The following is a 26,247-nucleotide window of genomic DNA, read 5'->3' on the forward strand; positions in this document are numbered from 1 at the left end:
TACGAATTTTTATAAGGAGTTTTTTTATGAGTAAACCTTTAGAAATATTATACGAAAATACGGAAATTAATGTTACAAAAGAAACAAATTTAGTACTTGCGATAGCAAATAAATTAAGAGGAACCTATAAGGCAGAAGATTATCAAGACGTGATTATACCAATGGTAATAATTCGCCGTTTTGAGTGTGCTTTAGAAGAGACTAAGGATGAAGTAGTGAGTACATATAAAACAAATCCAAACATTGCTCCTAAAGTATTAGAACGAAAAGCTGGTCACAGTTTTTACAATGTTAGCCCATTTAATTTAAAAAATTTACAAGATCAAGCTGATGATATTAAAGGGAATTTCAAAGAATACATCAAGGGATTTTCAACAAACATTAAAACAATTATTGAAGATTTACACTTTATGAAACAAATCGACAAGCTAGATAAAGCAAATAAATTATTATTGATTATCAAAGCTTTTGCTAATTTTGATCTATCGCCGAAAACCGTTGATAACATGCGAATGGGTTATCTTTTTGAAGATATTTTAAGACGTTACTCAGAAAACGTGAATGCTGGTGATCATTACACACCTCGTGAAGTAATTCGTTGCTTAGCCAATGTATTATTGGCTGAAGGTAGTGATGATATTTACGATGAAGGAAAAATTATAAAAATTGGAGATTTCGCTTGTGGTACAGGCGGTATGTTATCTACAGCCAATGATTTTATTTTGCGCAAAAATTCAACAGCCAAGATCCATTTGTATGGGCAAGAAATCTTAGATAGTTCATATGCCATTTGTCTAGCGGATATGTTGATTAAAGGTCAAGATGCAAGTCATATCCAATTGAAAAATACCTTAAAAGAAGATGCCTTTCCAGATGATGAATTTCGTTTTGTAATCATGAATCCTCCATTTGGTACACCTTGGAGTGGAGAGAAAGCCGAAAATGGAACGAAAGAAGCTGTTGAAGCAAGCAGTCGTTTTAAACATCGAGTAGGAATTGATGGACCAGAAATTACAATGACTCCAGCAAGTGGAGATGCCCAACTTTTATTTATGCAACATGCATTAGCAAAATTAAATAAAGAAAATGGTCGAGCAGCCATTATTACCAATGGCTCACCATTATTTTCAGGTGGGACAGGTTCGGGAGAAAGTCAAATTCGTCGTTGGATGTTAGAAAATGACCTAATTGAAGCAATAATTGGGTTTCCAGATCAATTATTCTATAATACAGGAATTTCAATCTATGCTTATATTTTAAGTAATAACAAACGCCCTGAACGAAAAGGGAAAGTTCAATTGATTGATGCAACAAGCTTCTATAAGAGAATGCGTAAATCAATGGGAAATAAAAGAAATGAATTATCAAATGATCATATTAAGAAAGTTACTCATCTGTATGCTGATTTTGAAGGAAACGAGTATTGTAAGATTTTTTCTAATGAAGACTTCTTGTATAAAGAATATAGCGTCTATCAACCGATGCAACGGAATTATCAGATAACAGAAGAACGTATTCAAGAAATGATTGATAACAATGATTTGAAAAATTTCTATGATAGGGAAAAAATGGAGGAATATCAATTGATGGATCCAATTCCTGCGAAAGAACAAAAAATATTAGATAAGTTTCTCGAAAATCAACAAACTTTTGAAGAAATAATCAAGCGATTAAGACTAAAAGTAAAGGTAATTGAGAAATACAAAGAACCAAAAGAGTTTACGAAAAAATTAAAAAATCTATTCAAAGATTTAAACGTTCCTACAGCAGTGCTCAATAACATAGTTAAATCAATGAGTCGTATCGATAAAACTGCTGAAATTCAAAAGGATAATAAAGGGAAAATACTTCCAGATAAAGACACAAAAGAGATTGAATTGATTCCATATAAACAATCTGTGGAAGAATATATACGGAAAGAAGTTTTACCACATAAACCTGATGCTATGGAGTTCTTTGAGCAAGACTTAAATAAGAAAACAAAGGGAAAATCAACTCCATCTATAAAAATTGGAGCAGAAATACCATTTACCCGCTACTTTTATAAATATCGAGAATCAAAGCCTTCAAAAGAGTTATTGAAAGAATTCAAAGAACTTGAATCAGAATTAAAAGAATTACTATCAGAATTAGGTTAGGTGATTGGTATGAGAAAGACTGGGATTGAGTGGAGTGGTGAAATTCCAAATGAGTGGGAATTTTATCGTTTAAAAGAAGTGGTTTCAATACAGAATGGTAAAGAAATTGAAGTCGAACTTGATGAGGGAATACCTGTCTATGGATCGGGGGGAATATTTAAATATACCGATGGTTATCTTTATGAGGGAAAGAGTGTTTTATTAGGTCGTAAAGGCACGATAGATAATCCACAGTACGTTGAAGGGAAATTCTGGACTATAGATACATCATATTACACTATTGTAAATGAAGAAAAATTGCTAACTAAACTTTTTTACTATATGTGTCAATGTTTTGATTATAAATATTTTCAAACTGGTAGTACATTACCCAGTATGACACAATTGGATTTAGGTTCTATTAAATTACCGATTGCTGATAGTTTTGAACAAAAAATAATCGTCGATTTTCTTGATAATAAAGTTGCAAAAATAGATAAAGTAATTTATTTACTAAAACAAGAAATTGAAAAACTTGAAGAGTATAAAAAATCAATAATTACAGAAGTAGTAACTAGCGGATTAATAAACGGCAAAGAAAATTGGCAAATTAAAAGATTAAAGTATTGTTTTTCTACAAACAAGGGGTTAAGCATTACAAAAGAAAATCTACAACCTGAGGGAATTCCAGTAATTAGTTATGGGCAAATTCATTCAAAATATGGAGTGAGGGTGAATCCAGAGGAAGATGACCTTCCTTTTGTTGATTCAGACTATTTAAAGAAAAAATCTACATTATTAGAGTATGGAGATTTTATTTTTGCTGATACATCAGAAGATATTATAGGCTCAGGAAATTTTTCAACAAATTTTGGTAAATGCAATTTTTTTGCTGGATATCATACTATAATTGTAAAACTTAAGGATTTTCATGACCATGATTTTAGATATTTTATGTATTTATTTGATTCGGAATGGTTCAGAAAGAATATCCAGTCTAGAGTAAGTGGAGTTAAAGTTTATAGTATCACTCAACAAATATTGAAAAATGCTGAAATTATAATTCCGCCGATAGAAGAACAAAAATTAATGGCTGATTATCTGGAGAGTAAAGTACCTGTATTGGAAAAATCTATTAAACTATTACGACTAGAAATTGAAAAGCAAAAAGAAATCAAAAAAACACTGATCTTTGAATATGTTACTGGTAAACATAGATTAATTAAATGATAGATTTGGAGTGGAAAATTGTGATTAAAAATCCAATTCGGGAGCGTTCAGATTACCAACGTTTTATAATTGATTATTTAGTTAGAAATAATGGATATGTAGAACGTAACTATACTGAATCCACTTATGATCAACACAAAGCAATGGATCAAGATGAATTCATTGCATTCCTTAAAGATACTCAACTTGTTGAGTATCAGGAGCTTTATAATTATTATGGGGAGGATACGGATAATGTTATTATTAGTACCATTTTAAAACAGATAGATACAAAGAATGGTACTTTTTTAACGACTTTAAAGTACGGAGTAGATATAGATAATACTCACTTTGAGTTGATGTATCGTAAACCAGGTAATGATTTTAATCGAACATGGAAAGAAAATTATGAGAAAAATCGTTTTACAGTGATGGAGGAAGTCTATCATAAAGAAGGGGAACGGATAGATTTAGTTTTATTCTTAAATGGATTACCTATTATCACGATGGAATTAAAAGCCAACACTTCAGGTCAATCTTATAAGGATGCGATTTGGCAATATCGAAAAGAGCGGGATTATAGAACACGTTTACTACGATTTAAAAAAGGTGCTTTAGTTCATTTTGCAATGGATTTTAAAGAAGCTTATATGTGTACAGAATTAAAAGGAGAAACAAGTTACTTCTTACCTTTTAATCGTGGATATAAAGAGGGAGCAGGCAATGAACCAAACGAAAGCGGGTTCGGCGTAGCCTATATGTGGGAAGAAATTTTTACAAAAGATATGCTGTTATCTTTGATTTCTAAGTTTATTTTTCTAGAAAGAAAAGAAGATAAGGTTAAGAAAAAAGTTGAAGAACGTTTGATTTTCCCTCGTTTCCATCAGCAAAGAGCAGTGCGGCGAGTAACTGACAGCATGCTTATGCATGGGACAAATCAAAACTATTTAATTCAACATTCAGCTGGTAGTGGAAAGACCAATACTATTGCATGGTTATCTCATCAATTGTCGCAGTTGATCGGTGAGGATGGAAAAGCGGTAGTAGATAGCACTATTATTATAACTGACCGAGTCGTTGTTGATCGTCAATTACAACGAGCAATTCAACAAATTGAGCATAAAGCTGGCTTAGTAAAAGTGATGGATGAAGATGCGACTAGCCAAGATTTAGCAGATGCATTAAATAGTAGTTACAAGATTATCGTTTCAACGATTCATAAATTTAGCTACATTGTCGACAATGTACGAGAGTTGGAAAATCAAAAATTTGCAGTTATTATCGATGAAGCACATTCTTCAACAAGTGGGCGAATGATGGATGGGGTGACCGAAGTACTAAGCAAAAAAGCACAACAAATTGCCGATGAAGATGGAGAAGAAATTGATGATCAAGAATTAGTGGCAGCCAAGATTGAATCAGATATTGAATCTCATGGGAAGCAAAAAAATGTATCGATGATCGCTTTTACAGCTACACCTAAACCAAAAACATTGAAAATTTTTGGTGTAAAAGGTACTGATGGTCATGAGAAAGAGTTTGATTTGTACTCAATGAAGCAAGCCATTGAAGAAAAATTCATTTTAGATGTTTTAGAAAATTATACAACCTTCTCAACATACTATAAAGTAATTAGCAAAGTGATAGATGATCCTTCTTTAGATACTTCGCAAGCTAAGAGAGCGATTATGCGTTTTGTTTCTCTACATGATGTAAACATTACACAAAAAGTTGAGATAATCGTAGAACATTTCAGAGAAAATATTCGAAATATGCTTGATGGACAAGCAAAAGCTATGATTATCACGAGTACAAGAGAAGCAGCAGTTAAGTATTATCATGCATTTAATAAATATGTTGCAGAACATCATTATGATAATATTACCCCTTTGGTGGCATTTAGTGGGAAGTTGAAATTAGATGAGGGAATAGAGCTAACTGAAACAGCCATTAATGGTTTTTCTGAAGAAGAGGTACCGAATAAATTTGATACCGAAGAATATCAAGTATTACTTGTAGCTAATAAGTACCAAACAGGGTTTGATCAACCAAAATTATGTGCTATGTACGTTGACAAAAAATTATCTGGGGTTACAGCGGTGCAAACATTATCCCGTTTAAATCGTACTTATCCTAATAAGTACACATTTGTATTAGACTTCGCTAATTCATTTGAAGAAATTAAAAAAGCATTCTCTAAATACTATACTAGAACATATTTGGGAAATGAAATTAACCCGCATGATATTTTTGAGATTGAAGAAAAAATAGAGTTAAGAAACATATTAGATTATGGTGATATCAATGCCTTCAATAACCTAATGTATTTAGAAAAACGTTTAAAAAAAGATCGCCAAAAAGTAGAATATTATCTAGACAGAGCTGTGAAGCGCTTTAATAAATTGAAAAAAGAAGAGAAGGAAGAAGCCTTTTTAGAACTAAAACATTTTGTAAGTTTTTATAATTTCTTAATTCAAGTGACTAGCCTTAAGAATTTGGATTTGCATAAAAAGTATAATTTTATCCGCTTTTTATTGAAAGAAATTGATTTATCGGGAGCAAATGCTGGCGTTGATTTGACGGGGAAGATAGATGCGGAATTTGGAAAACCGAAGATTACTGCTGAAATTACTGGTGGAGATATCAAAGATGGTAAAGGTGAATTGAGACTTCCTGGAGCAGACACACCAAGACCATATGAACCAATTATCAAGAAATTATCTGAAATTATTGAAGAATTCAACATGATGCATGGCACTAATTTTGATAGTGACATTGAAATAGAATCTGTAATGCATGTAAAAGAAATTTTGGTAAAAGATGAAGAGTTAAAACGTACAGCCATGGTTAATAACAAAAATGATTTCAAACTAGAATATAACCGAAGAATTGACGATGCATTGATTGAAGGTATGGATAGAAATCAAAACTTTAACAATACCTTATTATCAAACGACGAACTAAAACTCTCAATATTTGATTTATTTATGGATGAAATCTATAAGCGCTTAAAAGAATAGTGATGAATCATTCATGGATTTTATTATCGACTGAATGGGCAGTAAGGAGAAATATTTTACGAAGACTAATAGTGATTGTACTTGATGAAAAAAGACTAATAGTCTGTGTTAAAAATGAATGTAGAATTAAGAGCGCTCTTTGAGCGCTTTTTTTATTAACTTACTATTGCTTTTGATGAAGGATCAACCAAAAGCAATGATGTAAAAGGTGCCTAAGTTCGTTATATAATGGAAATAGACGGCATAAGATATATATGCGACTGATTTATTTCTAATGTTGTCTTGTATACACAGTTTTTTCATAATAATGGACGAACCGTTTACTCCAAAATTTAATGACTTGATGGATATTATGAACTAAACCTTTTCTTTTATGTCATTTGTTTAGAACTGCTAAACATAGAGAAATTAGATGATTAAGATTTAATGAAGTATCTATTACATCATTATTTGAAGAAACTAATAGTGAAGTTAGTTATATTAATTAGTCATAGGTAAATTCAAGATAACATTCATAGACCAAAATTGAATGTATTAATGAGTTATGTTTTTTTTTAGAATAAGAGATAAATAATTCAGATCGAAGGTGAAATTTTGAATACAAATTTACCTGAGTTAGATAAGTTATTTAGGGATGTAGGGACATATCGCAAAAGCAGCCAATTCGAAAATTTGTTAGAATTTGTAAAGAAGTTTCCTAATATTGCCCCTTATAACGCTATGTTAATTCAAATTCAGAAACCGGGAAGTCTTTACATTGCTACTCTCTCTGAATGGGAACGATTTAACCGTACAATTAAAGTAGGGGCAAGACCACTTGTAATACTACGTCCTTTTGGTCCGGTTTCATTTGTATATGAATTGAGTGATACAGAAGGGACAGAACCTCTTCCAAAAGAAATATTAGAGCCTTTTCAGGTAAAGGGAAAACTATCAGATAAGGTTTTTGATAGATTTATAAATAACCTTAAATACGAAGGGATATATTATGTTGAATCAGATCATGGAACAGGAAGTGCAGGTTATATACAAGAAGATAAAAAGAAAAGAGAAGTAAAGATTGTTAGTCCTAAGAAAGAAATTTGGGTCAAAGTATTATACCAAATGGTAGTTAACCGGAATCATACAAACGAAACTAGATTTGCTACAATTGCACATGAATTAGGCCATTTATACTGTGGGCATCTTGGTACTCCAAAACCTAAATGGTGGGCGGATAGAAGAGGTCTAACAAGAAATGAAGAAGAATTTGAAGCCGAGAGTGTATGTTGGATAGTTTGTGAAAGAATGGGTATTGAAAATCCATCAGCAAAGTATCTGAGCGGTTATCTTAATAATAATGATACTATTCCAAATATAAGTGTTGATACTGTCCTAAAAGCGGTAGCCAATATTGAGTCAATGTTAAAAGGTGGAACTAAACCACGTAAAGAATTAATAACAAGATCAATAGAATTAAAGTGAATCGCCTAATAGTACGCCTAAGTACTATTAGGCGATGTTCCATTGAAGGTTTTAAACTATGATTATACCTTTCACAAAAATTTATATTCTATTACTTCAAATAGCATATACAATCATTTTTTCTTCATCTAAAATACTGAAAGCCTTGTTTCCATATTTAAGACAATGCAAGCCCAATTTTTCTATACTATTTATGCACTAAAATAAATATTGTCCCCCGCAAGCATTTTCTATTAAACGTAGTCAAATACGTAGTCAAACATTTTCGACAGCAGCTATAAAACCTTGAAAACACCGGTATTATAGCATTTTATGAGACGGTTGGTTCGACTCCCGCCGTCTCTATATAACAATTGGCAGTAAAAGCAGTCATATCAACGTACAGGTTAGGGATATTGAAGGGGAGTTGAACCTCGTTGCGATATCCCTATTTTCATCCCTAGAGATAAATACTATATTTATAATGTACTAAATCATAAGACCTTCTAATTCAAACAATGAATTGGGAGGTTTTTTCTATGTCTAGAGGTAGAAATCATGGAGTATTTGCAGTTAGTAGTGATGTGGTGGAATTGCCGTCTAAAAATCATGAGACGAAGCGAGATAGCTTAACAATTAGTAACGCACTAGAATCAGTATTTCAGCAAATGAGGATTGTAGGGAATCGTCAGAGAACAATTGAAACTATCAATACATCTTTGAACAGTTCACACCTGTTAACAAGTTACAGTACGTTGAAGATATTACTGTAGAGTCGTTGTACCACTATTTGGATGTCCTGGAAGTTGCAGGAAGAAGGTTTACTCTAAAAAACAACTAGACCATGCATGAATAATCGAACAATAATAATGGTATAATCATTTGGAATATTAAACTAAAAATGGATACTAAAAAAATGTATAGTTAAAAAGGTAGGAAGAAAAAGGGAGTCTCCATATTTTAGGGGAAGAGTTTTATTACTAATACCCCGAAAAATAGTATAGTATATGTAAAAAAATAGATTTTAAGAAAAGTTATAGAAGAAGTTACTTAAGTTATGGGGGGGACTATATTGTTTAATGCTCAAAATAAAGATATCAATGAGAAGACAGGAGTTCATTTTGTACAAATAGAAACTTTAAATAAAACATTTAGAGAATTTATTGACAATAATTTAAAGACAATATGTAGAGGAGAAAACCACGAAAATGAATTGAAGTATATTAAGAAGCAATTGAAGAATTTTTTTGAGAAAAAAGATGCCGTTAAGAAGTATGGCTCCATTGGAGAATTATTTTCACATTTTTATTTAAGTTCTATTAACTTTAGACCTAAATTTATGTTTTTGAATTTAGAGGAGAACTCAGTGAAAAAAGGTTTTGACGGATTTTATGAAAAAAATGAAATGGTTTGGTTATTAGATTCTAAATCTGGAAAACACGATTCTAAACGTGTAAGCCACCGTTTGAAAATTCAAGAAGCGTATAGAAGTGTCAAAGGTCAGTTAGCTGGTGGGGTAAATAATAATCCATGGGAGAATGCGTTTCAACATGCAAATTCTAGAGACATAAACTCAAGTAGTAAATTATTGAGTACTATTCGGAAATTTTCAAATGAATATTTAGATGAGGAATATGCAGATATGAAAACGCTAAATATAATATTGGCATCAACTATTTATTGGTATGATGCATGGAGCGTTAAAGAAATCGATGAACTATTAGTTGAATTAGAAAATGTACAACAGGATATGGATTTTTCAGAGTTAATAATATTTTGTTCTAACAAAAAGACATTCGAGGAATTCTTAGAATATTTAGAGGAGGAAGATGATGAATTCGAAAGAGAAGTCGCAGTTGACGTTAGTTACTAAAGAAGAAAAGTTTAGTCAAGTATATACGAAATTAATTTTAGAAGAACAATTAAATAATAATGAAAAAACATATATTCTTACAGTGGCATTATTGAGTCTTAGGGTATATCAAGAGGATAAAAGTAAAAAAAGTTATTTAGAATTTGCATATTTTATTATTCTTCAATACTCTCTCAAATATTCTGACTACAAGCCCTTGTATGATTTTAGTGCAGACTTTGGTTTTTATCCTATTACAAAGGAGATTTTAAATCTTAATTTAATAGAAGGGAATATAAAAGATGTTTTAACTAATATTCAATTAGAAAATTTTAAATATAAATCATATATTGAGACACTTGAACAAAATGTGTTAAGAAATTCACTACATAATCTAGAAAAAGAAATTTCTATAACAGCTCCAACTTCTTATGGGAAAAGTGAGTTGATAATTGACCATATAAAAAGTAATTTTGGAAGAAAAAGATTTGCAATTATTGTTCCTAGTAAGTCATTGCTAAATCAAACATATAAAAACTTAAGAAATAATATTAATGATTTTAAAATTATTTATCATGATGAGATGTATAATTATGAAGAAAAATTTATAGCGATATTGACTCAAGAAAGAGCTCTAAGAATGTTGGAAAATGAGGGGCTAACATTTGATGTAATATATATCGATGAGGCACATAATTTATTAAATAGAGACAATAGAAATATTCTATTAACGAGGTTGTTAAGAATAAATAGATCGAGAAACCCAGAAAATAGAATTATTTATTTATCACCACTTATAGATGATTCTAATAAACTATGTCTGTTTAAAGAACAGAAGATAGTAGATAAGAGAATAAATTTTAATTTAAAGCAGCCAGTATATATTTTGAAATCTTCTAGTAATACTCAAATTTATAATAAATTTTCTCACCAATTTTACTTAAAAACAGATGATACTTTAGATTATCTAAAATATATTATAAAGAATTTAAAACAAAAGAATTTTATTTATTTACGAAGACCTAAAGACATTGAGGAGTTTGTAAGGAGAATTTATAATGAACTCCCAGACATAACAATAGACAGTAGACTAGAGAATTTAATAAAGGAATTGGAGTATAGTATTCATCAAGAATATTGGATGATTAAACTTATAAAGAAAGGTATCATTTATCTTCATGGAAAGATGCCAGATATTTTAAAAGAATACTTGGAATATCAGTTTAAAGAAATTTCTACTTTAAAAATTCTTGTTGCAAATCATGTTATTCTGGAAGGAATTAATTTACCTATTGATAACTTATATATTTTAACGGTACATTCATTGAAAGAAAAAGATGCAATAAATTTAATAGGTAGAGTGAATAGATTAAATTATATTTTTAATGGTGTTGAAAATCTTTTGTCAAAGTTAATTCCTAAAATACATTTTGTTGAGAATCCATTTAATAATGTAAATATGAAAAATTATATTGGAAAATTAAGAAGTAATATTTTTGATGAAAAGGTAAAGAATCCAATTTTATTGAATTATGATGGAACTAATACCACTGTAGAAGAAAAAGAAAAAGATTATAAAATCATTTTTGTAGAGGACTTTATATTAAAGGAACATGAACTAGAAGCAGATAAAATTTCTAAAATTTTATTTAAAAATGGTATTCATAACTACATAGATTTTGATACTGATTATATTAATTTACTAATAAAAAAAATCGAGTCTTTTAATAGAAAAGATAAAGAAGTCATCGATATAATTTATGAAGTTTTTTTAAAGGAAAATATTATTCCTACTAATTTTAAAGATGATAATATTTTCTACCTAACATATGAAAGAAATAGAGACTATTATAAAAACTTTATAAATTATCAAAAACAGTATTTGTTAAAAGATTATATTTCATTAAATTTTGCTTATCATAAGGGAAGGATAAGCAGAGGAATAAATCTTTTGTTTATAGGGAGGTCTTTTGGAGAAGTAAACAAAAAAGGTTTGGTTAGTGAATTTTATAATGATAACAAATGGATAAATATTTCTAATAAAACTGATGGAGAACTAATTAATTTAATTTTAATTAAGTTTAAATTAGATTCAGATTTTTTAAATTATGATTTAACAAATTTTATAAATACATTATATGATTTAGAAATATTAAATGAAGAAGAATTTAATGATATCACTTACGGTACACAGGATAAAAAAGTAATTGAGCTCAAAAGGTTGGGAATTTCTACTAATCTAATAAAAAAAATTTCACAAGATTTAATGTTAGAGCATATAGAATTTGATGATAAAAACAATCTTAAAATGAATGCTCAAATATTAAATTATTTAGAGCAGTTAAGAGATATGGAAAAATTTGAAGTTAGTAAATTTTTATAGGTAATTGATACACCTTAGTTAACGTGCATTTATTCTCAACACTAGACGCAGCTTTAACTAGTCTGGTTTTCAGAATCTCTTTTTCATTGCAGTAATTTTGATATATACTTATTTTAGAAGGTCTTTGAACCAAGTTCGTAAATATATAATACTCCCTAGTGAGTAAAACCGTAAAATAAATAAGAATGGAATCGGTGTAAACCCTTGAAACTCTGAGTGTCGGCATAATGCTACCGAATCCTAAATAGGCAAGATACACTCGTAGAAGCTTAAGTGTTAGAGTTTCTGGATGCGGGTTCAAATCCCGCCGTTTCAAAGTTTAAATAGCTAATATCGGTTTTCTAAGTAAGGGATATTAAATGGAAGTCGAACTTCTGTTGAATATCCCTATTTTCATCCAAAGTGATATTTAGAATATCTAATATGAATGTTACTCATTTTAGTACTAATTAAAATTATTATGAGAATTGCGGGAAACCGTCAGATTTAAAGCTATCAATATACCTTTGAACAGTAAAGTTGTAGTACGTTGAGGATATTATAAAGCAACTACGAGAGCTAATTTTGTTGAAATACTAGCGACAAGAGTATTGTTTTCTTATCAAGTATTGAATATGAAGAAATTGGAGGTATCATATATGAATGAAAAAGCTATAGCGGAAGAAATCGAAGCATCAGTAAAGATATTAAATTCATTCGATGATGAAATAAAACAAACAGTTTTAGAACTTGGAAAAAAGATGCTAAATGATGTAGAGTTTAGAAGTTATATCGTAGAACAAGTTATTAATAGCAAGAAACTATGAGAATAGTAGAAAGAATATAGAGGCTTAAGTATAGATCTAAAAAAACGTCAAGGTATTCATTTGATTTTGAATGCGATTTATGTAGGTTTAAAAGCCATGATTACCGAAGATGATTCGGTGATAGTGGCTATTTGGTTGAGTAAAATTTTTTACACGGAAGTGGAATCTGGTTTTATTTAATACAATGGGAAAGACAGATCTGAGTTTTATCGAATGAAAAAAGTTCCCTGTGTTAGACACAACTTCAAAATAATTCTGAATAGTGTCTATGCTGTATGTGACACAGGGAACATACACTAAATATAATAGTAGAAAACGCATATGACTATGAATTGGTATCCGTACAGTAACTTCTATCGACGGAATGACTTCTGACTGGCACGTATCCCTTGGGATGTTAGAAAAAGTAAGTGTTCGTTTGGTAAATGAAGTACCACATATTAACCGCGTAGTTTATGACATTACGAGTAAGCCACCAGCAACAATTGAGTGGTAATAGGACTGTTCAGTAATATAAACTAAACAAGTTATAAACGTAGTCATATCAGTGTCTAACGTACAACTATTTATATTTCAAAAACTACACTCTTTTTTTAGTTATTTATAACAAATAACTAGAAGAGGTTTTTTGTTTTAGTTAAAATTAGCGACTAGATTGATGACTTTAAAATGGATTAGCAATTTTAAGGTCGTAAAGATAAGTATAATGAATACATTTAGCTATTAATTATTTTACTAAGTTTTTACTGATTTATGCAAGGTTAGGCAGTACACTAATAAAGCAAAAAGGTTTACTGCATTAAAATAGGGTATATTATATTTGTTGAATAGATTCTCTTTAAAGACAAGAAAAGTAGGTGAACAAAGTGGGGAAATATACATTGGATACCAAAGGTCAGGTGGCTGTGGCAAAGTATCATGAAAAACACAAGCCTGCCAAATTTGATAAACAGCAGCAACTTGAAAAAATACGTGCGGAGTATTTGAAAAAAAAGCAAAAACAAACAGATAAATAATATGAATGAAAACATAGGAAGACTAAAATCTCCCTATGTTTTTCTTATTTGAAGTTCTTTTTTTCAATTGATGATGTTTGAACTTATTTAAAAATGTTAAGAAACTGAAAGTTCCTTTTGTTCTCTTATTCCTTGGTACTCCCTAATTAAAAGCTTTAAGCCATTACGATCTATCATTTCAATCTCATTATGTTGAGCTGAAATTAAAGCTTTTTTAGTAAAATAACGATTAGTAATTATTATTTTCTTTTGCACATTCCAGTAACCAGCACCTCCACAAACTTCATTTACAGCGTCAACCCCAACTGTCCGTCCTTCTCCGTAACATTTAGCTTGTATGCCAGCTTTAATTTTATCGTTAATAATGATTACATCAATACCATATTCAGTATGGGGAGTTACTTGGGTGAAATAACCCAGTCTGTCATATAGTTCAGCCAAGTATACCTCAAATTCTTTACCAGCCATTTTATCAATTTCTTCAATATCTATTTGGAGCTGTTTCGAATGTTTTTTTAATGGTAACGAAGGAAGAACAATATTGTATTTTTTGGTGCTTACTGAACGAATTCCAATATAGATTAAACCTAATACGAATAAAATTGTTAAAATCTCTCCATAGGGAACTATTTCAGCGATAGTTAATACGGTTAGAAAAAGATATAGGCAAAGGATACTTTTTTGTTTAAATTTCCAGTAATGAATACGATGTGTAGGTTGAAAAGCTTTATGTAATTCCATACTTCTAAATAATCCTATGTTAATAGCAATTAAAAAATCAATAATACAAATGTTGTTGTCACATCATCTTGTAGTGGCTTGATACTCCTAGCAGTTTCCAAACCCATGATAAATAAAATTAAACTAAATATAATCGATGAAGTTTTAGATTGATTAAATCTTTGTTGTTTCGTTGCTTTTCGGTCCATGTTTATTTCAATCCTCTTGATTATGTATTTGACAATATTCTTACCGAAATCCTAATTTCATAATCGTAAAGGGTATTGAAAATAAATTAAAAAGTTCCCTGTGTTAGACGTAACTTCAAAATAAGTCTGAATAGTGTCTAAGTTGTATGTAACACAGGGAACAAACACAATTTTCCCCTGGTCATCGAAAGGTAAAATAATATAAATGTTTGCACCTAGCCCGCTCATCACAGGACGTACATAGTGAAGGCGTTGAATAATGCAAAGTTGTTCAAGCTTCCGAATCGCCCGACGAACAGTCGCATTCGACTTACCGATAACAGTTTCAATCGTTGCGTGTTTTAAATGGGCAGCTCCATATTTCACTGAATACCTTCGGATTACATCGAGCACAAGTTGGTCTGATTTGTTTAGCTCGTTTCGATGGAACGCACAATGTTTAGCAACAGCATCATCCATCTCTGCTATTGAATTGAAACGAGCGTAGTTTTGTAAGTAGTGAGTCATTAGAATTCCACCTTTTCCTTTTTTATAGAAAGGAGTGGCCGAAAAGTGGACAGGGGATGGAAAAGTTTTGTTGATTTTTTGTCGACCATTGTGTCAGAAACTTTTACGTTAATACAAACAAACATGAATTTAATGTTTGTTTCTGTCGCAGGGAACAAAATATAAGAGAAAGTATTCTACAAACGTATTTCAAAAGTAATGCCAACGTTTAATTCAAAGGATAAACCAGCTCCAACTATCATTGCACAAGCTTTTAATTAGTGAAAAAGCTAAATACGCTTGGAAAACCAGTGGAAATGATGTTTTAGATCATTTTGTTGACGTCAACAAAATGGTCCATCTTGGTTCAGGATCGGAAAAAGAAGTGGATGATATCATGCTTTCAAGTTACGCATGTTATCTAATCGTCCAAAATGGTGATCCAAAAAAGAAGTGGTTGCATTAACACAGGGAACAAATTTATAAAGTAAAAAGGTTTATTTCAGTAAAATAAGGTATATTATATTTGTTGAATAGATTCTCTTTAAAGACAAGAAAAGTAGGTGAACAAAGTGGGGAAATATACATTGGATACCAAAGGTCAGGTGGCTGTGGCAAAGTATCATGAAAAACACAAGCCTGCCAAATTTGATAAAAAGCAGCAACTTGAAAAAATACGTGCGGAGTATTTGAAAAATAAGCAAAAACAAACAGATAAATAATATGAATGAAAACATAGGAAGACTAAAATCTCCCTATGTTTTTCTTATTCGAAGTTCTTTTTTTCAATTGATGAAATTCTCTTTCCTTATTATCTCCTAATTCCCCTGTTATAATAATATAAAACAGTAAGGCGGGGAAAATATGACGGAAAAAAACTATGAATCACTTGTTCCAAATCGTATTTTTGTTGGAGGAGTAGATGGTGTAAATGATCTTTTAGAAAATGAAAAAATAGATGTAATATTTGATTTAAGAGTAGCCAAAAAGGAGCATCCTGCAGAAAATTTACGTGTCCACCAACCAATAGCTGACGACGCTCCATATCAAGACAAATCCATAAAAGCAGCGGTTGATGTGGTGGTAAAAGCCTATAATGACGGTAAAAATGTATACTTTCACTGTACTTCAGGAAGAGGTAGAGCAGGTACATTGGCAGTAGCAACTTTAATGGAATTAGGTTTAGCGGAAACAGTGGAAGAAGCAGAAGAAAAAGCAAAATCAATTCGTCCTAAAATCGACGTAAAAGCAGAGCAAAAAGAAGCTCTTAAAAGAATATATAACAACTTGTAAGTGAAAATGCCAAGGGAATGTTAGTTAACCCTTGGCACTTTTTTTATTTTTTAACTTTCATCAATTTTACTTCAGTTCTTAGTGCCATGAATAAAGACACAACCATGAACAACATCACAAACGAAAACGGTAATGCAGCAATGATAATAGTATTTTGTAATGCATCTAGCCCACCGACTGACAACAAAATAATTGCAATTACAGATAAAGTGATTCCCCAAATAAGCTTAGCATTATTCGGAGGAGTCAATGAACCTTTTGTCGACAGCATACCTAAAACAAATGTAGCTGAATCTGCTGATGTAATGAAAAAAGAAGCGATAAGTACTACCGCTAAAACAGAAATCATCCATGATAATGGCATCATGTGAAACATTTCGAATATAGTCAACTCTGTAGAGGAATTTGCTAAATCTGCGACCCCACTTTTTTGCATATCAATAGCTGTCGTGCCAAATGCCGAGAACCAGATTGCTCCAAGCAATGTAGGTGCCACAAGCACACCGGTAACGAATTCTTTAATTGTCCGACCTTTAGATACACGGGCAATAAACATACTTACAAATGGTGCCCAAGAAATCCACCAAGCCCAGTAGAAAATTGTCCAATTATCAAGCCATTCGCGATTAGTTGCATTCAATGGTGATGTACGTAGACTCATTTGGACAATGTTGGCTAGATAGCCTCCAAAAGAGTCCGTGAAAATATCAAAAATAAGTAATGTGGGACCAAGGATGAGGACAAAACCAAGAAGTGCGAGAGCAAGTACTAGATTCGTATTGGATAAGTATTTTATACCCTTACTTAGTCCAGACCAAGAAGAAGCAATAAAAAGAATTGTTACAATAGCGATAATAATAATTTGAGGAACAATTCCGAATGTCACATTAAAAAGGTAGTTTAATCCTGCGTTAATTTGAATGGCACCGATTCCTAGTGAAGTAGAGACACCAAATGCTGTAGCAAAAACAGCGAGTACATCAACGAGGATACCCCATCGGCCTTCCATCCTTTTCCTAAATATCGGTTTCAGTGTTGCAGAAATTAACCCTGGTTCACCTTTACGGAACTGGAAAAAAGCAAGGGATAGTGCAATAACACCGTACATAGCCCAAACGTGGAATCCCCAGTGAAAGAAGGATTGACGAAAAGCTTCTTTAAAAGCCGCATCCGTATTAGCTTCTTCTGTTGCAGGGCTGATTGCAAAGTGAGATAGAGGCTCAGCCGCACCGTAAAAAACAAGGCCAATACCCATTCCCGCAGAAAATAGCATAGAAATCCAGGTAATTGTAGAAAACTGTGGTCGATCTGTATCTTTTCCAAGACGGATTTTTCCATAAGGACTTAAGATGAAAAATACACTGAGTGCTAACATGAATGTCATCAGAAGCATGTAGTACCAACCAAAGGCTGTTGCGACAAAATTTTTAATAGTTGTAGTAATTGCTTCAAAATTTTCGGGTGCTAAGGCTCCATATCCGACAGCCAAAACGATTAATCCCATTGTGATATAAAAAACTTTCGATAGATTCTTCATTTTTCCCCCTAGAATAGAAATTATTAATATAAGTAATTAACCTTACTAACAAATTAGTGTGAAATCAAACGACGCGAATTATTCTATTTATTCTAAGTTATCTCCATATTCTGTGCTATTAAAACTAATGCATCCTATGTGTGCTAAAATAAATCAAAACTAACGAAAAGGTTCGAAGATCTCTGGTGATGGAAAAACATCATTTACATTTTGGCAATAGAGGAGATTGTAGAATGGGAGCCTTTCCTTGCTGTTGCAAGGTTAGCGAGAAGAGTGTGGAATCGGAACTAGAAGAACGGCTAGTGGTTATTGTGAATTAACATATCTCGTTATAAAAAGTTAGGACCGGGTTGAATTATGAAAGTTTCTCACATATGAACCGTCGCGCTTCGCTACCACTTTGTGGAAATTTATAATTTCAATGAACGTCAAAACCTTGATACAACAAGGCTTTGACGTTTTTTAGTGTCATGTTATTGGATATTAATAACTTGACGGAAGTGTAAAATGGGAGTAATCTACGTTAGTTACAAAAAAAAGTTATAGTAAAGTAACATCTATTAAAATTTACTGTCAATAATTTAAATTAATATAAATCAAGATTTGAATAAAATTAGTAAAAGGTTGGTGCGAAAATGAAAAATCTAATAAGTATAAAAGATAATCGTTTAAACAACTTTTTAGGCATATATTTATTAGCTGTTTTGATGTTATGGATTAAAACATATATTACTCAAACATCACAATTTAAGCTAGGTGTAGAAGGACCTCTTCAACAATTCCTTTTAATATTAAATCCACTAGGATCAGCATTACTATTTCTAGGAATTTCATTTTTATTTAGAGGAAAGAAAAAATACACATCACTAGTTATAGTTTACGCTCTTATGTCTATTCTTTTATATGCCAATGTTGTTTATTACCGATTTTTTAGTGATTTCATAACATTACCTACACTTTTTCAAACGCAGAACTTCGGAGATTTAGGTGGAAGTATTCTTACTTTAATAAAACCTTTTGATGTCGTGTTCTTTGTGGATGTATTTGTAATGTTATACCTACGATTCTCAAGAAAAATACAAAAAGAAACAAATCGTTTTGGGTATAAAAAAGCAATAGCAATTATTGCTTTTGCATTAGTAGTATCAATCATAAATTTAGGACTATCTGAAATTAGTCGTCCGCAACTATTAACTCGGGGTTTTGATAGAAACTATATTGTGAAATATCTAGGAATGTATAACTATTCGATTTATGACTCAGTAGAAACGATGAAAGCATCATCACTTAGAGCTTTAGCGGATAGTAGTGATATTACGGAAGTGAATAACTATATACAATCTAACTACGCCAACCCTAATGCAAAATATTTTGGTCAAGCAAAAGGAATGAACGTCATCTATTTACATTTAGAATCATTCCAAAACTTTCTTATCAACTACAAATTAAACGGTGAAGAAGTTACACCATTTTTAAATTCATTAACAAAAGATAAGAATACAATGTATTTCGATAATTTCTTCCATCAAACTGGTCAAGGTAAAACGTCCGATGCAGAATTTATGTTGGAAAATTCTATATTTGGGTTACCACAAGGGTCTGCTTATATTACAAAAGCACAAAATACGTACCAAGCAGCTCCTAGTATTTTAAAAGATTATGGTTATACATCAGCTGTATTCCACGGTAATAACGGAAGCTTCTGGAATCGAAATGAAATTTATAAATCATTTGGATTCGATCACTTCTATGATGCTAGTTATTATGATACGAGTTCTTCAACAGACATGGCTGAATATGGTTTGTTAGATAAACCATTCTATGAACAATCTGAAAGTCTATTAAGTGCGTTACCACAACCTTTTTATGCGAAATTTATTACGGTAGGAAACCACTTCCCATATAATATGAATCAAGACCTAGTAACAATTGATAAAGCCGATACTGGAGACGCAAGTGTTGACGATTATTTCCAAACAGCGCGTTATACAGATGAAGCAATCGAACAGGTCTTCAATCAATTAAAAGAATTAGGCTTATATGATAATACGATGATTGTTCTTTATGGTGACCATTATGGAATTTCGGGTAATCATAATAAAGCGATGGAACAAGTCATGGGAAAAGAAATTACACCATATGAAAGTGCTAATTTACAACGCGTACCATTATTCATACATGTTCCAGGGATGAAAGGTGGAACCAACCACACTTATGGTGGCCAAACAGACCTTCTTCCAACGTTATTACATTTATTAGGAATTGATACGAAACAGTTTGTTCAATTTGGTTCAGATTTATTATCAGAAAAACATAATGAAATTGTTCCATTTAGAAATGGTGATTTTGTCAGTCCTACGATTGATTCAATTAATGAAAAATTTTATGATAATAAAACAGGTTTACCATTAGATGATAGTCAATTAAAGTTCGCAGATACTATCAAAGAAGAAGTGGATCGTAAATTGGAGCTTTCTGATAAAGTCGTGAATGGTGACTTATTAAGATTCTATACGCCAAAAGGATATACTCCAGTTGATCCTTCTCAGTTTAATTACAACAAAGATGCGAATGAAAAATCTAACTAATGGTTTAAATTATTTTAAATGACCTGTAAAAGGGCAATTTAGTCTTGTATAAGCACACAAAATTGAATGCTCAATACTACTATACCTAAAACTACGCGAGTCTTACTTCGCGTAGTTTTATTTTTTTTAAGGAGATATATAACGTTTGTAGAATAGGTATTAGTAGAATTGAAAAGGAAAATTGTTTATGGAAAATAACTTAAAAGGAGTTTACGGTTCCTATAGTATTCCAGACAATTAATCCAGCTTGATGAAGGCTTGCCAACTTTTAAGTTTCAAAGTGTACCAAATCCTTTCGTGTCAAGGATTTGAGTACGCTTTTTGTTTAATTCAATTTCATCTACAAATTTAACATTGAAACCAATCAATTATTAGAATCCATTTTTATCCTGAAAATTCTTTACAAGATGGTGCTGTATTAATAAGAGGAGATAAAATTTATTCTGCAACGAACGTTCTCCCTTTATCTAGTCTCATAAATTGCGGTTTAACTTAAATACTATTTTTTATTAGCTAAAAGTGTTGACAGCAAAAATGAATTCATGGTATATTTATTTCGAATTAAAGATACTTTAATTGAAGATATCATAATTAAAGAATAGGAGTGAAACGAATGGAATTAGCAAAGAAAAAATTGAATGCTGTTTCCTTTATCCTTCGTGCCTCCCAATCTATTCAAGAAGTGATTAGAAAAGATGCAGCTGAATATGAATTGAATCCTACAGAGTTTGCTGTACTAGAACTACTCTATCATAAGGGTGATCAGCCAATTCAAGTGATTGGGAAAAAGATTCTAATTTCTAGTAGTAGTATTACTTATGTGGTAGATAAGCTAGAACAGAAGAAATTTGTTGTTCGTAAAGCATGTCCAGAAGATCGTCGTGTGACCTATGCGAGTCTAACAAATCTTGGTGAGGATTTTATTAATCAGATTTTTCCCCAGCATGAAAAGAAACTGGAACAAATATTTGAACAGTTAACAGAAGAAGATATTGATAAAACGATTGAATTACTCAAACAGATTGGTCATAACGCAAATCAAGTATAAATTTTTTTAATTATATATCTCGAATTAGAGATTTACTAAATCGAGGTAATCGGAAGCGGAATGAACCTTTAAAAGGGATATATGAAGCTGCGATTACAAGTAGTTCAGAAAAAAATATGAATTTTTCATATATGTATTAGGTACACCTTGGCAAAATGGGCCAGTACCGTTGGAATTTGCACTACCGCTTAGGACCAATTCATATTCATATTGCGCAATTTGATTATTTTAAAGAAGTATTGGAAAAAGTAATGTTAATGCGTGAAATCGCACAAAAAGGTTCAATACATTTATTTGAAGTTGGTAGGGTGGCAATGATAGTACGAAATTGAGGCGTCCATGCGACCGATCAATACAGTACGTAGCGCTTAACATAAAAATGAGTACTTTTAAGGAGGTGAAATAGAAAAAATGGGCTTTTTAAGTAAATTATTTGGAAAACAAGAACAACAACATAAGGAGGAAAAAACAATGACAAAATCAAACATAGGTATTATTTTAGGTTCAACACGTGAAGGTCGCGTAAGTCCACAAGTTGGAGCATGGGTTAAAGAATTAGCAGATAAACGTGGGGATGCAAACTACACTATCATAGATATCGCAGAATACAAATTACCACTTTTAGGTGAAGCAGGCGGCGATGCATCAGGAGCAGCAGCATGGTCAGAAATCATTTCAAAACAAGACGGATTCGTATTCATCGTTCAAGAATACAATCACTCAATCACAGGAGCACTTAAAAATGCATTAGATTACTTACGTGAAGAGTGGAACAATAAAGCAGCAGGTATCGTTTCTTACGGTTCTGTAGGTGGAGCTCGTGCAACGGAACATTTACGTGGTATTTTAAGTGAATTACTAGTAGCGCATGTGCGTGTACATCCAGCATTATCATTATTTACAGACTTTGAAAATGGTACAGACTTCAAACCAGCTGCAGTTCAAGCAGATTCAGTAAACCAAATGTTAGACCAAGTTATTCCTTGGACAACTGCATTAAATACAGTACGTAAATAATTTTAAATGTTGTAAATCTCTACATATCACAAAGTGTGCATGAGCATGTACATTTTGTGATTAATTTTAATAAATTTTGAGCAAAACGTTATCAAGTAGATTGAAGGTTTTGCTTAGAATTTTTAGTAGAAAGAGAGGGAACAAGATGAACTATACTATTGCGGGAAGTAATTAAAATCACAATATCAACGGTTTAACAATACAAGCGATATTGGACGGGATATGAACTTTATGTAAATCTCCCTACATATACTCTTGGTAATCAATCTTCTAATCATAATGATTAGAAGGTTTTTTTATGGGCCGAAAACGGGGGATATTTTCGGTACAAATAGACGAAATAGGAATATCTAAGAAACCTGTAACTACAAAACAAAGATACAATTTTTATGGTTAAATAAAGATTTAATACAATCAATACTTATTTTGCTTACGATTAAGACCCAAACATTGATAAGGATAAACAAGATATTAAATGGTGTGCTTGGCCTACTTATAAGGCCAAACACATCATAGCAATGGAATTATCCATTATGATAGAGCAATTGCTAAGCCACTAAAGGATACAGGGCCTACAATTGCAGCTTCTGTCCCACTAGTCAAATTTTGAGCAGTTACCAGGTAAACATGGGTACCTTGTCCAACATTAAAATCTATTGCTTGGAATGTTTCTACATAGTTTACTTCTGATGCAGGATCAGATTCTACTCCTACTTGGGTGTTGAAGATTTCTCTTCCATCGCGGAAGATTCTAAACAGAATTTGGGATGTGCCTGTAACCCCGTGCACTCCTACTGTCGCAATTAATTCTACACGATTTCTAGTTGCATCACTGGGAATCGTTAGTCGAATATTTGCCAATGAAACCCTTAATGGAGAACGAGGAATCGTAATTGGTCTGTTTAGATTAACCCTACGAATGGGTTGTGCTGCTTGGTAATCAATTATCTGAACCACTATAATCACCTCCTTAACTTTAATACTTTATAGTATGCAGTTTAGAAGGAAGAGCTTGGATAATTGAATTAATTTTAATAGATTTCATTGAAACTCAGTGAAATAGCAAAAACGCCAAACCCCCTAGGATTTTGACGTTCAATTAAACTATTTGTTTAACTCAATAGGAACAAACAATATTATTGACTTTGTATATACATATTTTATACAATTGTAACTCGACTGAAATTTTAGAAAGGTTAGGAGGTAGTATCATAATGAGCACTAAATATGAAGCAGAATTAAAGAGATTGCAAGAAGTATTATCTACAATAGATGAGCGAATACACAAGCTAGAAAGTATTCCAGTTTATCATGGAGATAACTATACCGAGCAAGTTCTTGAAAGTATGAGGGAGTTAAATCGGCAAAACTTACGAATTGGTGTACAAGAGCCATACTTTGGTCGGTTAGATTTTAAGGAGGATGGTCATTTAGAACCAAATCCGTTATATATTGGAAAAGTTGGTGTTTCTGATGAGGAGGCGAGGAAACCAATAGTTATTGATTGGCGTGCACCAGTTGCGAGTATGTTTTATTCCTTCAATGGTGGAGAAGAACTAGCTTTTTATCAATCGCCAGATGGATTGGTAGAGGGAGAAGTCTATTTAAAAAGAAACATAGCCATTCGTAAAAGAGAGCTAGAGCGTGTTGTTGATACGTATGTAAAAGGAAGTGAAGATGTATCCCTGACAGACGAATTTCTCTTATACCGATTAGGTGAAAATAAAGATAATAAATTAAAAGATATCGTTTCAACGATACAATCTGAGCAAAATGAAATTATCCGAGCTGAGAAAAATATACCGTTATTGATCCAAGGGGTTGCAGGGAGTGGGAAAACAACTGTCGCTTTACATCGCCTTGCTTTTTTAATTTATGAATATCGTGAACAGCTACAAGCAGATAGAATGATCATTTTCGCTCCAAACAGTTTGTTTTTAGACTATATTTCTGGTGTACTTCCTGAACTGGGAGTAGGTAATATTAAACAAACTACTTTTCCAGAGTGGGCGTTACGTCTCTTAGATAATGCAGTGAAATTGAAACATCCAGAAGAAAAGTTGAAAGAAGCTTTTTCAATTAATCGTGACAATAATAAAGTTATGCTCGATAAATTAAAGGGGTCTATCAAGTTTAAGTCATTTATTGAAAGAAGTCTCATTCAATTTGAAGAAAATCTAGTACCAACAACTGATTTAGAATTATGGGATCAAGCTGTGATAACAGTAGATGAAATAAAGAAGTGGCTATTGGTTGAATATAAGCATTATCCATTAACAAAGCGCAGGGAACGATTAGTTGCACGAATCAAGCGCTTCATAGAGATAGAACTTAAAAAGTTCGAAGGAACCAATGAGAAAAAGCTCTTAAAAAAAGAAGCTAACAATAGATTAAATGCATATATGAAGTTTTGGCCGAAAATGAGCGCTTTATCATTTTATACATCCTTGATGAATCGAAAAGAAATAATGGAACTATTACCTGAAGCGCTTGTTCGAGAAACAGTGAGGAATTGCCAAAAAAAAGAAGTAAATGTAGAAGATTTAGCACCGCTTCTATATATTTATCATCAGTTAACGGGAATCGAAGGCAAACAAAAATTTCATCATGTTGTCATTGATGAAGCACAAGATTTTTCGCCGTTTCAAATTTATATATTAAAAGAGATTACACTTGGTAATTCTTTTACTATATTAGGTGATTTATCTCAGGCAATCTATAATTATCAAGGCATAGATGACTGGAATGACTTTAAAGAAGTGTTTCAAGAAACGGGTTATTATGAACTGACGAGAAGTTACCGTTCTACAAAGGAAATTATCGAATTTGCAAATGAGGTCATTAAGCATGCCGAAGTTCCAGTAGGTCTAGCAACACCAGTGTTTCGAAGCGGTGAAAAAGTGAAAGTGATTGCTACAGATGATCAAATTACCGAAATTATTAAGGTACTACAAGAATTACAAAAAGAAAATCTCAAGACGATTGCAATTATAGGTAGAACAGATGCTGAATGCCGTTCAATACATGAAAAGTTACTAATAGCTGGGATTAATGTGAACGTCATTGAAGCAAATCAAAGTAAATACGAAGGTGGTATTTCCGTCGTACCGGTGTATTTAGCTAAAGGCTTGGAATTTGATGCAGTGCTACTTATTGATGTGGATGCAAGTCACTATAAAGATTCAAAGTATGATGCAAAATTATTATATGTAGGCTGCACTAGATCTCTCCACGATTTACGTATTTTCTATTCAGGTGAAGCTTCACCATTAATTCAAGGAATACCAAAAGAATTTTACGAAAGTAATTAATAGGTGTTTGAAGGGGACTACTCAAGATAAGCTAGAGGTCCTCTTTTTTGCGTTGATTTAGCGAGAGTAGTTGATCTTATTGGAGAAACTGTAACTTTCAAAAGCTTGAACTAACTACCCTGTGTTAGAAACATTCATGTTAATTCAAACAAACGTGAATAATGTAATTTTCACGTTTGTTTCTAACACAGG

The 26,247-nt window shown here is 31.9% G+C and carries 20 protein-coding genes and 2 pseudogenes; 17 read left to right on the top strand and 5 right to left on the bottom strand.

Annotation, left to right across the window (positions count from 1 at the left end):
* The first annotated feature begins 26 nt into the window (after positions 1-26).
* The 10 genes and pseudogenes from ACTSKG_RS18485 (at position 27) to ACTSKG_RS18530 (ending at position 13,846) form a co-directional block, all read left to right on the top strand.
* Positions 27-2,138: a type I restriction-modification system subunit M gene (locus tag ACTSKG_RS18485; protein ID WP_464755988.1), complete on the top strand. Its 2,112-nt coding sequence runs from the start codon at positions 27-29 to the stop codon at positions 2,136-2,138.
* 9 nt (positions 2,139-2,147) lie between these two features.
* Positions 2,148-3,347 (top strand): restriction endonuclease subunit S, encoded by a 1,200-nt coding sequence (locus ACTSKG_RS18490; protein WP_464755989.1) that lies wholly within the window; start codon positions 2,148-2,150, stop codon positions 3,345-3,347.
* Between the two features lie 20 nt (positions 3,348-3,367).
* Positions 3,368-6,346 carry a type I restriction endonuclease subunit R gene (locus ACTSKG_RS18495; protein ID WP_464755990.1) on the top strand — a complete coding sequence of 993 codons (2,979 nt, stop codon included), beginning with the start codon at positions 3,368-3,370 and terminating at the stop codon, positions 6,344-6,346.
* 594 nt (positions 6,347-6,940) lie between these two features.
* Positions 6,941-7,810, top strand: coding sequence for an ImmA/IrrE family metallo-endopeptidase (locus ACTSKG_RS18500; RefSeq protein ID WP_464755991.1), 870 nt, complete (start codon positions 6,941-6,943; stop codon positions 7,808-7,810).
* 518 nt (positions 7,811-8,328) lie between these two features.
* Positions 8,329-8,562, top strand: coding sequence for a hypothetical protein (locus tag ACTSKG_RS18505; RefSeq protein ID WP_464755992.1), 234 nt, complete (start codon positions 8,329-8,331; stop codon positions 8,560-8,562).
* Positions 8,563-8,861: 299 nt separating this feature from the next.
* Positions 8,862-9,662: a Hachiman antiphage defense system protein HamA gene (locus ACTSKG_RS18510; protein ID WP_464755993.1), complete on the top strand. Its 801-nt coding sequence runs from the start codon at positions 8,862-8,864 to the stop codon at positions 9,660-9,662.
* A complete protein-coding gene (locus tag ACTSKG_RS18515) occupies positions 9,622-12,024 on the top strand; it encodes a DEAD/DEAH box helicase (RefSeq protein ID WP_464755994.1) in 2,403 nt (800 codons plus the stop codon). The genes ACTSKG_RS18510 and ACTSKG_RS18515 overlap by 41 nt, the downstream gene beginning before the upstream one ends.
* 638 nt (positions 12,025-12,662) lie before the next feature.
* Positions 12,663-12,830: a hypothetical protein gene (locus ACTSKG_RS18520; protein ID WP_464755995.1), complete on the top strand. Its 168-nt coding sequence runs from the start codon at positions 12,663-12,665 to the stop codon at positions 12,828-12,830.
* A gap of 331 nt (positions 12,831-13,161) precedes the next feature.
* Positions 13,162-13,326: pseudogene (locus tag ACTSKG_RS18525) on the top strand (GMP synthase (glutamine-hydrolyzing)); the annotation flags it as partial.
* Positions 13,327-13,696: 370 nt separating this feature from the next.
* Positions 13,697-13,846: a hypothetical protein gene (locus ACTSKG_RS18530; RefSeq protein WP_464755996.1), complete on the top strand. Its 150-nt coding sequence runs from the start codon at positions 13,697-13,699 to the stop codon at positions 13,844-13,846.
* 96 nt (positions 13,847-13,942) lie between these two features.
* Here the strand turns inward: ACTSKG_RS18530 and ACTSKG_RS18535 are convergent, their stop codons facing one another.
* From ACTSKG_RS18535 to ACTSKG_RS18545, 3 genes are read right to left on the bottom strand one after another with little or no spacing between them, the layout of a single operon-like run.
* A complete protein-coding gene (locus tag ACTSKG_RS18535) occupies positions 13,943-14,587 on the bottom strand; it encodes a restriction endonuclease (RefSeq protein WP_464755997.1) in 645 nt (214 codons plus the stop codon).
* Positions 14,588-14,616: 29 nt separating this feature from the next.
* Entirely contained in the window at positions 14,617-14,775 is a 159-nt protein-coding gene (locus tag ACTSKG_RS18540; RefSeq protein ID WP_464755998.1) for a hypothetical protein, read from the bottom strand.
* A gap of 57 nt (positions 14,776-14,832) precedes the next feature.
* On the bottom strand, positions 14,833-15,282 hold the full coding sequence (locus ACTSKG_RS18545; RefSeq protein WP_464755999.1) for a helix-turn-helix domain-containing protein: 450 nt from the start codon (positions 15,280-15,282) through the stop codon (positions 14,833-14,835).
* A 551-nt stretch (positions 15,283-15,833) separates the two neighbouring features.
* Between ACTSKG_RS18545 and ACTSKG_RS18550 the strand changes: the two genes are divergently transcribed.
* Entirely contained in the window at positions 15,834-15,983 is a 150-nt protein-coding gene (locus ACTSKG_RS18550) for a hypothetical protein (RefSeq protein ID WP_464756000.1), read from the top strand.
* A 142-nt stretch (positions 15,984-16,125) separates the two neighbouring features.
* Positions 16,126-16,554, top strand: a complete 429-nt coding sequence (locus tag ACTSKG_RS18555) for a protein-tyrosine phosphatase family protein (RefSeq protein WP_464756001.1) — start codon at positions 16,126-16,128, stop codon at positions 16,552-16,554.
* Positions 16,555-16,597: 43 nt separating this feature from the next.
* Here the strand turns inward: ACTSKG_RS18555 and ACTSKG_RS18560 are convergent, their stop codons facing one another.
* Positions 16,598-18,091: a BCCT family transporter gene (locus tag ACTSKG_RS18560; protein WP_464756002.1), complete on the bottom strand. Its 1,494-nt coding sequence runs from the start codon at positions 18,089-18,091 to the stop codon at positions 16,598-16,600.
* Positions 18,092-18,726: 635 nt separating this feature from the next.
* Here ACTSKG_RS18560 and ltaS point away from each other — a divergent pair.
* The 4 genes and pseudogenes from ltaS to ACTSKG_RS18580 all read left to right on the top strand — a co-directional run bounded on the left by ltaS (position 18,727) and on the right by ACTSKG_RS18580 (position 22,744).
* Positions 18,727-20,679 (top strand): lipoteichoic acid synthase, encoded by a 1,953-nt coding sequence (ltaS, locus tag ACTSKG_RS18565; RefSeq protein WP_464756003.1) that lies wholly within the window; start codon positions 18,727-18,729, stop codon positions 20,677-20,679.
* Positions 20,680-21,292: 613 nt separating this feature from the next.
* Positions 21,293-21,727, top strand: coding sequence for a MarR family winged helix-turn-helix transcriptional regulator (locus ACTSKG_RS18570; protein WP_464756004.1), 435 nt, complete (start codon positions 21,293-21,295; stop codon positions 21,725-21,727).
* A gap of 139 nt (positions 21,728-21,866) precedes the next feature.
* Positions 21,867-22,035: pseudogene (locus tag ACTSKG_RS18575) on the top strand (ring-cleaving dioxygenase); the annotation flags it as partial.
* A 103-nt stretch (positions 22,036-22,138) separates the two neighbouring features.
* Complete coding sequence (locus ACTSKG_RS18580; RefSeq protein WP_464756005.1) at positions 22,139-22,744, top strand: NADPH-dependent FMN reductase; 606 nt, start codon at positions 22,139-22,141, stop codon at positions 22,742-22,744.
* Positions 22,745-23,275: 531 nt separating this feature from the next.
* Here the strand turns inward: ACTSKG_RS18580 and ACTSKG_RS18585 are convergent.
* Positions 23,276-23,701: an exosporium protein C gene (locus tag ACTSKG_RS18585; RefSeq protein WP_464756006.1), complete on the bottom strand. Its 426-nt coding sequence runs from the start codon at positions 23,699-23,701 to the stop codon at positions 23,276-23,278.
* A 257-nt stretch (positions 23,702-23,958) separates the two neighbouring features.
* On the opposite strand from ACTSKG_RS18585, the gene ACTSKG_RS18590 reads away from it, so the two are divergent.
* Positions 23,959-26,055 carry a HelD family protein gene (locus ACTSKG_RS18590; RefSeq protein WP_464756007.1) on the top strand — a complete coding sequence of 699 codons (2,097 nt, stop codon included), beginning with the start codon at positions 23,959-23,961 and terminating at the stop codon, positions 26,053-26,055.
* The last annotated feature ends 192 nt before the right edge of the window (positions 26,056-26,247 follow it).

The organism is Psychrobacillus syltrankelensis (assembly GCF_055454035.1).